This window comes from Streptomyces sp. AcH 505 (genome assembly GCF_000818175.1).
Lineage (GTDB): Bacteria > Actinomycetota > Actinomycetes > Streptomycetales > Streptomycetaceae > Streptomyces.
This window is the reverse complement of the sequence record NZ_JTIY01000002.1, coordinates 883,262-895,235: the sequence shown is the minus strand read 5'-3', so window position 1 is coordinate 895,235 and position 11,974 is coordinate 883,262. Positions and strand designations below refer to the sequence as shown.

General features: G+C 72.3%; 12 protein-coding genes. 4 read left to right on the top strand and 8 right to left on the bottom strand.

The annotated features are described in order from the left end of the window. Window positions 1–32: 32 nt before the first annotated feature. The 5 genes from HY68_RS33955 to HY68_RS33940 form a co-directional block, all read right to left on the bottom strand. Window positions 33–353 carry a hypothetical protein gene (locus HY68_RS33955; RefSeq protein ID WP_042000671.1) on the bottom strand — a complete coding sequence of 107 codons (321 nt, stop codon included), beginning with the start codon at window positions 351–353 and terminating at the stop codon, window positions 33–35. Between the two features lie 51 nt (window positions 354–404). After that, entirely contained in the window at window positions 405–527 is a 123-nt protein-coding gene (locus HY68_RS46105) for a hypothetical protein (protein WP_277816781.1), read from the bottom strand. A 31-nt stretch (window positions 528–558) separates the two neighbouring features. Next, window positions 559–2,646: an iron ABC transporter permease gene (locus tag HY68_RS33950; protein WP_042000668.1), complete on the bottom strand. Its 2,088-nt coding sequence runs from the start codon at window positions 2,644–2,646 to the stop codon at window positions 559–561. A 74-nt stretch (window positions 2,647–2,720) separates the two neighbouring features. Beyond that, window positions 2,721–3,704, bottom strand: coding sequence for an iron-siderophore ABC transporter substrate-binding protein (locus HY68_RS33945; protein WP_041999228.1), 984 nt, complete (start codon window positions 3,702–3,704; stop codon window positions 2,721–2,723). Between the two features lie 7 nt (window positions 3,705–3,711). Beyond that, a complete protein-coding gene (locus HY68_RS33940) occupies window positions 3,712–4,575 on the bottom strand; it encodes an ABC transporter ATP-binding protein (protein WP_107070280.1) in 864 nt (287 codons plus the stop codon). Window positions 4,576–4,724: 149 nt separating this feature from the next. Between HY68_RS33940 and HY68_RS33935 the strand changes: the two genes are divergently transcribed. After that, window positions 4,725–5,849, top strand: coding sequence for an LLM class flavin-dependent oxidoreductase (locus tag HY68_RS33935; RefSeq protein WP_041999224.1), 1,125 nt, complete (start codon window positions 4,725–4,727; stop codon window positions 5,847–5,849). A 21-nt stretch (window positions 5,850–5,870) separates the two neighbouring features. On the opposite strand, the gene HY68_RS33930 is transcribed toward HY68_RS33935, so the two are convergent. Further along, window positions 5,871–6,533, bottom strand: coding sequence for a lysophospholipid acyltransferase family protein (locus tag HY68_RS33930; RefSeq protein WP_041999222.1), 663 nt, complete (start codon window positions 6,531–6,533; stop codon window positions 5,871–5,873). A gap of 148 nt (window positions 6,534–6,681) precedes the next feature. Here HY68_RS33930 and HY68_RS33925 point away from each other — a divergent pair, with 148 nt between their 5' ends. The 3 genes from HY68_RS33925 to HY68_RS33915 all read left to right on the top strand — a co-directional run bounded on the left by HY68_RS33925 (window position 6,682) and on the right by HY68_RS33915 (window position 10,264). After that, complete coding sequence (locus HY68_RS33925; protein ID WP_041999219.1) at window positions 6,682–7,206, top strand: GNAT family protein; 525 nt, start codon at window positions 6,682–6,684, stop codon at window positions 7,204–7,206. Between the two features lie 162 nt (window positions 7,207–7,368). Next, window positions 7,369–8,790, top strand: a complete 1,422-nt coding sequence (locus HY68_RS33920) for an MFS transporter (protein WP_107070256.1) — start codon at window positions 7,369–7,371, stop codon at window positions 8,788–8,790. Continuing rightward, on the top strand, window positions 8,780–10,264 hold the full coding sequence (locus HY68_RS33915; RefSeq protein ID WP_041999216.1) for an aminotransferase class V-fold PLP-dependent enzyme: 1,485 nt from the start codon (window positions 8,780–8,782) through the stop codon (window positions 10,262–10,264). The genes HY68_RS33920 and HY68_RS33915 overlap by 11 nt, the downstream gene beginning before the upstream one ends. 7 nt (window positions 10,265–10,271) lie before the next feature. Here HY68_RS33915 and HY68_RS42355 read toward each other — a convergent pair whose 3' ends face one another. Next, window positions 10,272–10,427, bottom strand: a complete 156-nt coding sequence (locus HY68_RS42355; RefSeq protein WP_107070279.1) for a hypothetical protein — start codon at window positions 10,425–10,427, stop codon at window positions 10,272–10,274. Window positions 10,428–10,555: 128 nt separating this feature from the next. Further along, a partial coding sequence (locus tag HY68_RS33905; protein WP_042000663.1) for a diacylglycerol kinase family protein occupies window positions 10,556–11,974 on the bottom strand: 1,419 nt, incomplete at its 5' end.

Sequence of the window (11,974 nt, the reverse complement as noted above, 5' to 3'; positions counted from 1 at the left end):
CCTTGCGGCGAGCAGTGTCCGCCGCCCGTGTGCTAGGCGGCTTCGGAGCCGTCGAGGAAGCGGAGCAGTACGGCGGCCTCTTCGCGTAGTTGTGCGGCTCGGTCCGCGTGTGCCGGGGACGTCAACTGCGCCGCCGCGTCGAGGCGTTCGGTGGCCTCGGCGCGGACGATGTCTCGTACGTCGCCCTCGCTCAGCGCGCGCCGCGCCGCCTCGGTGGCGCCGGGACCCACTGGTGAGTCTTCGATGGCCGAGCTGCGTACGTCGGCCGGGTCCACGGGAACCGCCTCGGCGTTGTCGAGCGCCGAGAGAGTCGCGCGCAAGGCGCGCATCGCGACCTTGTCGCGGGCGCGCATCGCTTCCGGCAGGGCCTGACGCATACGGATTCGCAAGGACATGCCGTGACTCTACGGCGTCGTGGCTCTGCGGCCCCCGGCCGGTCGGGCCAGCTCCGCCACGGTGGCGGAAAGGAACTCCCACGACTCCCCGGCATCGGACGTACGGCCGTGCGCCCGGGGCCGGTTCTTCATGGTGCGGACCCTACCGACCGACGCCACCGCGTCATCTCATCGCCTTCGACCGCCACAGCAGCCAACCGAAGTACGGTGCCCCGATCACCGCCGTGACGACTCCCACCGGGATCTGCGCCGGCGCGACGACCGTACGGCCGACCGTGTCGGCGACGACCACCAGCAGCGAGCCCAGCAGGGCGGCGACCGGCAGTACCCGTCCATGGCGCCGGCCCACCAGGGCACGCGCGGCGTGGGGTGCCACGAGTCCGACGAAGCCGATGACACCGACAGCGGCCACCGCGGCCGCGGTGAGCACAACGGCCACGGCGAGAAGTCCCAGCCGTGTCGTGCCCAGCCGGATGCCGAGCAGCCGTGGTGTGTCGGCGTCCAGCCCTATGAGGTCGAGTTCGCGGCGCTTGGCGGCGAGTACGGGCACTGCCGCCAGCAGCGCGCCGAGCACCGGAAGTACCTCGGGGAACGTGCGTCCGTACGTCGATCCTGACAGCCAGGTCAGCGCCTTGGTGCCGTTGTACTGATCGGTCAGCACGATGAGCAGGCTCACCAACGCCGCCGCTCCCGCCGACACACCGATACCGATCAGCACCAGCCGGTTCTGCTCCAGTCCGCCGCGCGCCCCGAGCCCGAAGACCAGCAGGGTGGCGGCCGCGGCCCCGGCGAGCGCGGAGCCGCCGACGTACCAGAAGCTCGCGAGCGGGACGATCGTGAGCGTGATGACGGCGCCGACGCCCGCTCCCCCGACGACACCGAGGATGCCCGGTTCGGCGAGGGGGTTGCGGGAGACCGCCTGCACGACGGTCCCCGCTGTCGCCAGCGCGGCGCCGGCGAGCAGCGCCGCCGCGACGCGTGGCATGCGGGTGTCGAGGACGAACGAGACGAAGCGTCCGGACCGCCCGGTGAGCCAGTTCGCCACGTCGCCGAGCAACAGCGGGGCGTCGCCGAGCAGCGTGGCGGCGACAACCGCCGCGCAGAGAGCGGTGGTTACCGTCACGAGCGTGACGACGAAGGCACGGCGGCTGCGCAGACGCACGAAGGCGGCGGCCGGGGCGGCGGCTCCCGTGTCACGGGACCGGTAGGCCAGGGACACGAGCACGACCGCGCCGAAGAAGCTCGTCACGATGCCCGTCGGTACGGAAGCGCCCGCCTGGGCGCCGAACAGGGCCCGCAGCAGCACATCGGCGCCGAGCACGACCAGCACGCCCGCCACCGCCGACGCGGGGACGAACAGCCGATGACGCAGCAGCGCGGGCAGCCGGGCACCGGCCAGCCGTACGATCGCGGGCGCGCACAGCCCGACGAATCCGATGGGCCCTGCGACGGTGACGGACACGGCCGAGAGGGCGACGGCGAGGACGACGGCAATCGCCCGCGTACGGCGGGGACTTACGCCGACGACCGCCGCTCCGTCGTCACCGAGCGCGAGGATGTCGAGTCGCCTGCCGAGCACGATCAGCCCGGTCAACGCCAGGACGGCGACCGGCGCGAGCCGGTCGACGGTCTGCATGCCGATCTGCGCGAGGGAGCCGTTGCCCCAGGCGTAGAGGCCGGTCGTCTGCTGTGCGCGCAGCAGGAGCAGCGTCTGGCTCAGACCGCCGAGGCCGAGGGTGAGCGCCGAACCCGCGAGCACGAGGCGGGTGGGTCCCGCTCCCGCCCTGGCGAGTCCCAGCACGATGCCGGCGGCGAGCAGTCCGCCGATCAGCGCGGTACCGCCCGCCAGGAACGGCGGCAGGGTGATGCCGAACGCCGCGACGGCGACGACCGCGAGATAGGCGCCGGCGTCCACGGCGAGCGTGTCGGGCGACGCGAGTACGTTCCGTGACACCGACTGCAGTACGGCGCCGGCCGCGCCCAGTGTGCAGCCGACGATCAGCCCTGCGGCGAGCCGTGGCAGCCGGGAGGCCACCAGTACGGCGTCCGCCTGGTCCGAAGTGCCGCCGTCCGACCAGCGGGAGATCACCGCGCGCCAGAGGGTGTGCGGTCCGACGGTCGCCGTGCCTTGGCTGATGTGCACGGCCATGAGGACGAGCAGGGCCAGGAGCGCCCCGAGGGCGAGGACGGCGACCCGGCCGCGCCCGGCCGGCGCCCTGCGGCCGGGCCCGGTGGGGGCGGCTGCCTCCACCGGGCCTGCCGATGAAGGGAGTTCGGTCTTCGCCACGGACGGAGAGCCGGCTTTCGCCGCGACGGTGTGGACGTTCACTTGGTCAGTGCGTCCACGAGCGCGTCGATGTACCGCGTCATCGACGCCGTACCGCCGAACATCCAGATGCCGTCCGGGAGCCGGTGGGCGTCACCCTTCTTCACGAAGGGCAGCGACTTCCACACCGCGTTGTCCTTGAGTCCGCCCGCGAAGGGATCACCGCCGTCCGCGTCGTTGGCGATGTACACGAACCGGGAGTCGCCGATCTTCGTCAGGCCCTCGACGTCCGTCGCGGCGAGGCCGTACCCCTTGTCGCCCTTCATCGTCCACGGACTGACCAGACCGAGTTCGGTGTTGATGTCGGTGAGCAGCGAGCCCTTCACGAACGGGCGCACCGAGACCTGGCTTCCTTCCTGCCAGCCGTCGGCGAAGGCGACCTTCTGCCCTGCGAGGCCGGCGGCGGCGAGTTCCTTCTTGCCTTCGGCGAGCTTCTGCCGGAAGGCGGCGATCGTCTCCTCGGCCTTGGCCTCGGTTCCGGTGGCCCGCGCGATGAGCTTCACGTTGTCGGTCATCTGGTCGATCTGGCGGCTCGCGTCAGCCGCCCGCACCACGATGAGCGGCGCCAGTTCGGAGAGTTGGCCGATGGCGGCGTCCGTCAGGTCGTCCGTCGCGACGATGAGGTCGGGCTTCAGGGCGGCGACGGTATCGAGACTGGGTTCGCCGCGGGTGCCGATGTCCTTGGTGCCGTCGGCAAGGGGCGCCGCCGTGTCGTAGTCCTGGTACCCCTTCACATCGGCCACGCCGACGGGGTCGACGCCCAGGGTGACGAGTGATTCGACGACGTTCCATTCGGTGCCGACGACTCGCTGGGCCGGTCCGTCGAGTGTCACTTTCTCGCCGCGCGAGTCGGTGACCGTCAGCGCGGGGGCCGCGGCGGCCGTCTTCTCGGGTGCCTCCGTCGTGCCGCAGCCGACGAGGGTGGCCGCGAGGGTGGCGGCGATCACGCTGATCGCGGGCCATGCCCGGAGCTTGGTGGTCATGAGGATGTCAGGGCCTTTCCAGCCGAAGATGATGTCTGCCCACCGCACGGGTGCGGGGGATTCCCGTCGAGGGGTCGGCTCCGACCTCGATACGGATGCCGTAGGTGTCGCTCAGCAGCTCGGCGTCGTACACCTGGGCGGGGGTGCCGGCAGCCGCGACACGCCCCTCGGAGAGCAGGACGACCTGATCCGCCACCGCCGCCGCCTGGTCCAGGTCGTGCAGGACGACCCCGATGGTGACGCCGTGCGTGTCGGCCAAGTCCCTGATGAGGTCGAGGATTTCCACCTGGTAGCGCAGATCGAGATAGGTCGTCGGTTCGTCGAGCAGCAGTACGTCGGTGTCCTGCGCCAGACAGCAGGCGAACCAGACGCGCTGCAACTGGCCGCCGGAGAGGCTTTCCACACCGCGGTCGGCGAGTTCGGCGACGTTCGTGACGGCCAGGGCGTGCTCGATCAGCCGCACGCCGTCCGGGTCGCTCCCCCGCAACCGCCCCCGGTACGGGTGCCGCCCGAAGCCGACCACCTCGCGGACGCTGAGTCCCGCCGGAGTGGCGCGGCTCTGTGCGAGCAGTGTGACGCGCCGGGCGAAGTCGGTGCGTGAGAGAGCGAAGGCGTCCACAGGCTGCTCGCCGTCCGCACTCACGGTCACCCGTCCGCCGCGCGCCCGGTGCAGTCGGGCGACCGCACGCAACAGGGTGGACTTCCCGCTGCCGTTGGGGCCGATCAGGGCCGTGACCTGGCCGCCGGGAAGGCGGATGCCCGCCTCGTGCACCACATCCACGCCGTCGTAGGCGACGGTGAGGTCGGCGGTGGCCAGGCCGGTGGCGCCGGGGCCGGACGGTGGGGAGGCTTCTCGGGCGGGTGCAGTCACGATCACGTGACTTAGGTTAGCCTAACCTTTTTTCAAGTCGAAAATCGGCCATGCCCGCACGGGGCGAGGCGTTCCACACCTTGATACGGCGAAGCCCGGATACCAGACGCGTCTTGTGTCGTACCGCACCGACCGGCCAGGATGCCGACATGGCCCCCTTGCTGCACTGGTTCCTGCCCACGGGTGGTGACGGCCGCGATCCCGGTGGTGTCACCGCCGTACAGAAGCGCACCGCTGCCGCCACGCGGCGGCCCGCCGACATCGGGTACCTCGCGCAGGTGGCGCGCGCCGCCGAACACGCGGGGTTCGCCTCCCTGTTGACGCCGGTCGGCCTCGGCTGCGCCGATCCGTGGATCCTGACCTCGGCGCTGGCCCAGCACACGGAGCGGATCGGGTTCCTCGTGGCGTTCCGCGCGGGATTCGCCAGCCCGACGCTGCTGGCCCAACAGGCCGACTCGTTCCGGCGGTTCGCCGGAGGGCGGCTGCGGCTCAACATCGTCACCGGCGGCGACCCCGCCGAGCAGCGGGCGTACGGCGACCAGCTCGACCATGACGACCGCTACGCGCGGACGGACGAGATCATGGCGGTGCTGCGGGATCTGCTGGACGGGAAGCGGGTCGACCACGATGGCCGGCATCTGAAGATCGAGAACGCGCGGCTGACGGACCCCGCCACGCAGTATCCGGTGCCGCTGTACTTCGGCGGCGCCTCCCCCGCGGCCCAGGACGTGGCCGTACGTCGCGCCGACGTCCAGCTGCTGTGGGGCGAGCCGCCGGCGGGGATCGCCGCCCGGGTGGAGCAACTGCGGGTTCGTAACCCCGCGTTGCGGTTCGGACTGCGTCTGCACATCATCAGCCGCGACAGCGCCGACGAGGCGTGGCGTGAGGCCGACCGCATGCTCAAGGGGCTCGCTCCGGAGACGGTACGCGCCACCCAGGAACGCTTCGCCCGGATGGACTCCACCGGGCAGGCCCGGATGACCGCACTGCACGCGGGCTCGGCCGACCCGGGGCGGCTGACCGTCTCGCCGAACCTCTGGGCGGGGATCGGCCTGGTCAGGGAGGGTGCCGGCACCGCGCTGGTCGGCTCGCACGACGAGGTGGCGGCCCGGCTCGACGAGTACCGGCGGCTGGGCGTCGACGAGTTCGTCCTGTCCGGATATCCGCATCTGGAGGAGGCGTTCCGGGTCGGTGAGGAGGTCGCGCCACGCCTGCGGGCCCTGGCCGCCGCCGACGCCGACTCCGATCCCGACAACAACCCCGTCGCCCGCTGATTTACGCGGCGAGCACGAGACTCACGCGGCGAGCGCGGCGGGCTCCCCCAGCTGCGCGGTGGCCGTGCGCCAGGCCGTCGTCACGGCGGTACGGGCCTGCGCCGTCCTCGCCGCGCTGTCACCCGCCAGACTCAGCGGCGTCCCCACGTGAACGTGCAGTTCGGGGCGGCGCAGCGGCGACGTGAGCAGGCCCGCCAGCTGCTTGGTCGCGTTGCCCGAGATGATCCGCCGGGCGCCCGCCTGGCCCACGGGCACCACCGGAGCACCGGTGCGGAGGCTGAGCCGGGACAGGCCGCTGCGGAACGCCTCGGGGGCCGTTTCGCGGGCGTCGGTCCGACGCGGCAGACCGCCCTCGGCGTAGATCAGCACCGAGCGGCCCTGCTCCAGCGCCTCGGCCGCGGCGTCCAGGGCGTGCGCCGCGCGCCGGTCGCCGCGGTGGACGGGTATGTGCCCTTCACCGGCGAGCGCGCGGCCGAGCAGCGGGACGCGCCACAGGCCGGCTGCCGCCATGACGACCGGCCGGACCCCGAGACGGTGCAGCGCGGCAAGGACGACGGCCGGGTCGGCGAACGAGGTGTGATTCGCGGCGATGATGCTGCCCGGAGCGAGTTCGGCTCCCGGGTCGGTCGTGACGGTGAGACGGCCGGCGACAGGCACCAGAACGTCGGCGAGGCGGCTGAGCATGTGCTGTCTCCTGGGTTCGGCATTGCTGGCCTTCATCATCGGCCCCGGCCGGGGCCGGGACATGAGTAGCCGAGCGCATCTTTCCAGGCCCGGTACCCAGGGCGGACCAGGCGCGGGACCGGCATGACCGGCGTCATACGCTTCCGCCATGACCAAGGACGTAGACCTTCGCCCGGTGGCCAAGGAAGACCTGCCGTTGCTCGACCTGCTCCACAACACGTCCCCGGAGTCGGATGCGGCGTTCGACTGGTTCGGGTTCGCCGATCCTGCCGCGAAGCACCGGCGTTGGGCCGAGAACGGACTGCTGACGGCCGACTCCGGAACGCTCATGGTGGTGAGCCCGGACCGGGCTGTCGGATCCGTCGGCTGGCGCTCCATGCCGTTCGGGCCGCTCAACCGCGGCTGGAACATCGGCATCGGACTGCTCCCCGAGGCCTGCGGTCAGGGCATCGGTACCCGGGCCCAAGCGCTGCTCACGCGGTACCTCTTCGCCCACACCCAGGTGAACCGGGTGGACGCGCACACCGACGTGGCGAACGTCGCGGAGCAACGCGCCCTGGAGAAGGCGGGGTTCACCAGGGAAGGGGTGATGCGGGGCGCCCAGTTCCGTAACGGGAGCTACCACGACATGGTGCTCTACAGCGTTCTTCGGAGTGAAGTCGCTTTCAGCTGAGGTCGCTTTCGGCCTGGGTCGCTTTCGGCCTGGGTCGCTTTCGGCTCCGGTCGCTTCCATCTGGCGTCGCTTCCGTCTGAGGTCACCGCAGGCAGCAGACTTCATGCCGCCTTCACACGCGGCTCTTGCCGCCGGCTTCGACGTTCCCTCATGATCTGCGGCATGGCAGCAGACATCCGCGCGCTGGGCGAGCCCGTTGCGCCCCTTCGGCGCCGGGTGCGTATCGGGTACGGGCTCGGCTCCCTGTGCACCGGCACGTTCGCCACCGTGCCGGGGCTGATCCTGCTCTACTACCTCACCAACGTGCTCGCCGTACCCGCAGCCGTCGCCGGTGCGGCCGTCTTCCTGCCGAAGGCCTGGGACGTCCTGGTCAACCCGCTGGTCGGGGCGGTGTCCGATCGAAGCCGGCTGCGCGGCGGACCGCGCCGGCCGTTCCTGCTCGCCGGTGCCTGCACGCTCCCGCCGCTCTTCGCGCTGCTCTTCGCCGCGCCCCCGCTGCGCGGCGCGGCGGCCGCCGGATACGTGGCGGTGGTCTTCCTGCTCGCCGCCACCGCGTACGCCGTCTTCCAGGTGCCGTACGTGACGATGCCCGCCGAGATGACCGAGGACCCGGCCGAGCGGGGCCGGGTGCTGGGCTGGCGGGTCGGCTTTCTCGGCGTCGCGATCCTGCTGTCCGGCGGGCTCGCGCCGGCGATCGCGCACGCGGGCGACGACGGACCGGGCAGCTACCGGACCATGGGGATCGCCGTCGCCTTCCTGCTCGCCCTGGGCATGTTCGGGGCCTGGTTCACCACCCGGTGGGCGCCCGCGGTGGCCCGCAGCGAGGCCGAGCACTCGCTCCGGGCCCAGTTGGCCGCCGCCAGGTCGCACCGGCCCTTCCTGTTCCTGGCCGGCATGTGGACCCTCCAGGCCCTCGCCGTGGGCGTGATGCTCGCCGGCGTCCAGTACTTCGCGACGTACACCCTCGGCTCGGCCGACGCGGTCACGCCGCTGTTCGCCTGTCTGATCGGCCCGCTCGTGCTCGTCATGCCGCTGTGGAACCGGCTGGCCCGCCGCTACGGCGTGAAGGCGGCCCAGTGGTGCGCCTCGGTGCTCTTCCTCGGCGGCGCCGTGCTGCTGGCCTGCACGCCCGCGGCCGGAAACGCGCTCGGCTTCGGGGCGGTCGTCGTCATCGGAATCGCCTACGCCGGGCTCCAGTTGCTGCCGCTCACCATGCTCGCCGACACGCTCGCGGCCGATGTCGCCCGTACCGGCAAGCGGCGGGCCGCGACCTTCACCGGGCTGTGGACCGCGGCCGAGAATCTGGCCTTCGCGCTGGGCGCCGGGGCGTTCGCGCTCGTTCTGGCGGTGACGGGGTTTCGTTCCTCGGACGCCGACCACCGGGTCGACCAGCCCGGGGCTGCTCTGACCGGCATCACCGTGGGCATGAGCGTGCTGCCGGCCGTTCTCGCGGCGGCGAGCCTGTGGCTGTTGTACCGCTACCGCGAGGACGCCGCCGACAACACGTCCGCAACCCCCGTGTCCCCGGCGCCCGTGTCCCCCGCGCCCGAACCCCGGCAGGAAGAGACCGACCGTGTCGACTGAGCCCAACCCCGCGCTTCCCGAGGGCCGTTCGGCGGCCGACGTGCTCGCCGAGCTGAGCCGTCTGCGGGACTCCGACGCACCGACCCGGGGTGGGCACACCTTCGCCTACGTCTACGACGCGGGGCTTGAGGGACTCGACGAGCTGGCGGCTGCCGCGTACACGGAGTACGCGACCGTCAACGGCCTCGACCCCACCGTCTTCCCGAGCGTGGCACGGCTGGAGAACGACCTGGTGCGGAGCGTGGCGGCGCTGCTGGGCGCCCCGGGCGCGCAAGGGACGTTCACCAGCGGCGGTACCGAGAGCATCCTGCTCGCCGTCAAGACGGCCCGCGACCACGCGCGTTCGGTACGGGGGGTCACGGCGCCGCAGCTGGTCCTGCCGTCCACCGCCCATGCCGCCTTCCACAAGGCGGCCCACTACCTCGGCCTGGAGACGGTCGCCGTCCCGGTCGATCCGGTCACCTTCCGCGCCGACGCCGACGCCGTGGCGGCGGCCATCACCGACCGCACCGCGCTGGTGGTCGCCTCGGCGCCGTCGTACGCGCACGGGGTGATCGACCCCGTGGCCGACATCGCCGCCGCTGCCGCCGGGCGCGGGGTGCTGTGCCATGTCGACGCCTGTATCGGCGGCTGGCTGCTGCCCTATCTGCGGCGCGCCGGGCGCGAGGTGCCGCCGTTCGGCCTTTCGGTCCCCGGGGTCACGTCGCTCTCCGTCGACCTGCACAAGTACGCGTACGCCGACAAGGGCGCGTCCGTCGTCCTCTACCGGGACGCCGAACTGCGCCGGTACCAGTACTTCGCCCATGCGGGGTGGCCCGGTTACCCGGTCGTCAACCCCACGGTGCAGGGGACGAAGTCCGGCGGGCTGCTGGCGCAGGCGTGGGCGGTCCTCCAGCATGTCGGGGAGGACGGCTACACCGCCCTGGCCGCCCGGGTCGCCGAGGCGTCGGACCGGCTGCTGGCGGGGCTGCGTGGCGTAGCCGGCGTACAGGTGCTCGGTGAACCGGCCGCAGGGCTGGTCGCGTTCACGGTCCACGGCGAATCGGCGGGAGCGGGGCCCGACTTGAGTCTGCTGCTGCACCTGGCGGACGAGATGCGCGTCCGGGGCTGGTACCTCCAGCCGCAGTTGTCGTTCGACGGCCTGCCGCCCAATCTCCATCTCACCCTGACCCCGGCCACGGTCGGCCAGGTGGACGCGCTGGTGAAGGATCTGGCTGACGCGCTGCGAGCGGCCCGCGCGCTGCCACCGGTGTCCGTGGACCCGGGGCTGGCCGGCCTCGCCGCCGGGCTCGACCCGGCGGCGCTGACTCCGGAGGAGATCGCCGGCGTCCTGGCCTACGCGGGGCTCGACGGGCAGGCGGGGCTGCCCGTCCGGATGGCCCCCGTACTGGTGTTGCTGGACGCTCTTGAGCAGCCGCTCAAGGAGCGGCTGCTCTCGGAGTTCATCGGGTCGGTGTTCGACATCCGGCCCTAGAGGGGTTCTAGAAGTAGTGCTTACGGCCACCGACCGCGCGGCCGCTCGCCCCGAGGATCCACAGGGCCGCGCCGACGACGACAAGCACACCACCGATGGTGGTCAGCAGCGAGACACCGACCAGCAGGCCGATGAGGAGCAGAATGACGCCAAGGACAATCATGTCGGTTCCGATCTCTTCGTCTCCGCGGCCACGCGGTCGGTGGCTGTCGGTCCGTCGTTGTGCTTCCTCCAAGTGCCCGGCCTGCGGCGGCTCATGCATACGCCGTTCCACCGCGTCCGCTCGGCAGCTCAGCGCAGCCACTGGTCCTGGTCGGCGGGGCGGTACAGGGTGACGGCCTTGGGAATCTTGTCGAGGACCAGACGCCGGTAGGTGGCGTCCGTGACCTCGCCGTCGTACGCGAAGTGGGGGTCGCCCCGCAGGACTTCGAGGTCCAGGCGGCGTACCTGGGCGGTCGTCAGCACCCGGGAGTTGTGCAGGGTGCCGGTCAGGACCGCGAGCAGCAGCCGGGTGCGGGCCAGCGGGGTGCCGGCCTCCACGGCGCGGACGTCGAGCAGTCCGTCGTCGAGCTGTGTGCGGTACGTCGGGGCGAAACCGGCCGGGTGGTAGATGCCGTTGCCCGCGAAGAGCAGCCAGATGCGGCGGGCGCGGCCGTTGATGACCACGGAGAGCGGGCTGCCGGTGGCCAGGACCTTGGCGAGGCCCACGGCCAGGGCGGGCCACTTACCGATGTGCTTCTCCAGCCGTTCCCTGGCGTGGACGAGTTCCGAGTACACCCCGATGCTGAAGGTGTTGAGGAAGAACTGCTGGCCGGGACCCTCCGGAGGCTCCGCCGAGTCGGCGGGTGAGCTGTCCGGCGCGCCCTCCTCGGGGTGGGTGCCCGGGCCCTCGGGTGACGAGGCCCGGCCCACGTCGGCGGTGACCGCGTCGCCCGCCTGGATGGCACGGACCACGTCCTCCAGGGTCTGGTTGCCGAGGTCCACGGCGAAGTGGTTGAACGTACCGCCGGGGAAGACGGCCAGCGGCACACCGTGCCGGGCGGCTGTCGTGGTGCCCGCGTTGACGGTCCCGTCGCCTCCGCACACGCCCAGCGCCCCGCCGTCGGCGACGGCGCGCAGCGCCGCCTCGTCGAGCAGGGTCAGCAGGTCGTCGGCCGGTTCGAGGACGGTGATCGAGGCCTTGGGCAGCAGGGTGCCCAGCGTCTCGGCGGTGTCCTTGGTCCAGGAGATGCCGGACGACGGGTTGACCAGCAGATGCAGCCCCTCGCCGTCCACGAGCGCGGGGGCAGGTCTGCGCGGCGGCGGGGCGGACGCCGCCGCGTCCGGCTTCACCGGCCACCACCGGCAGGTGAGCAGCGCGGCGCCGACGCCGACGATCACGCCCGCCGCCGCCCGGCCGCGATGGGTGAGCCCTTCACTGCTGCGTACGTACGCCAGCCCGGCGGCGACCGGCAGGACGGCGAGTCCGTACCGCGGCGACTCCAGGGCGACCCCCGAGGCGAAGGCGGCGGCGGAGGCCATGGGGCTGGACGGGAGCGACGCGGTGTTCGGCCGGGGGAACACGCCGGGCAGCCGGTCGAGGACCGGACGGGCGCTGCGGGCGGCCGGTTTGCCGAGCGTGTGGTTCATCACGGCGACGATCGCCACGGAACCGACGCCCCGCAGCGCCGCCCTGCGGGCACTCCGGCCGCCGGAGGCGCCGAGCGCGAC

Excerpts from the sequence above, each read along its gene's own strand:
- HY68_RS42355 (WP_107070279.1), bottom strand. The coding sequence starts at position 10,427 with ATGATTGTCCTTGGCGTCATTCTGCTCCTCATCGGCCTGCTGGTCGGT.
- HY68_RS33935 (WP_041999224.1), top strand. The coding sequence starts at position 4,725 with ATGGCCCCCTTGCTGCACTGGTTCCTGCCCACGGGTGGTGACGGCCGC.
- HY68_RS33925 (WP_041999219.1), top strand. The coding sequence starts at position 6,682 with ATGACCAAGGACGTAGACCTTCGCCCGGTGGCCAAGGAAGACCTGCCG.
- HY68_RS46105 (WP_277816781.1), bottom strand. The coding sequence starts at position 527 with ATGAAGAACCGGCCCCGGGCGCACGGCCGTACGTCCGATGCCGGGGAG.
- HY68_RS33945 (WP_041999228.1), bottom strand. The coding sequence starts at position 3,704 with ATGACCACCAAGCTCCGGGCATGGCCCGCGATCAGCGTGATCGCCGCC.
- HY68_RS33930 (WP_041999222.1), bottom strand. The coding sequence starts at position 6,533 with ATGCTCAGCCGCCTCGCCGACGTTCTGGTGCCTGTCGCCGGCCGTCTC.
- HY68_RS33955 (WP_042000671.1), bottom strand. The coding sequence starts at position 353 with ATGCGCGCCCGCGACAAGGTCGCGATGCGCGCCTTGCGCGCGACTCTC.
- HY68_RS33920 (WP_107070256.1), top strand. The coding sequence starts at position 7,369 with ATGGCAGCAGACATCCGCGCGCTGGGCGAGCCCGTTGCGCCCCTTCGG.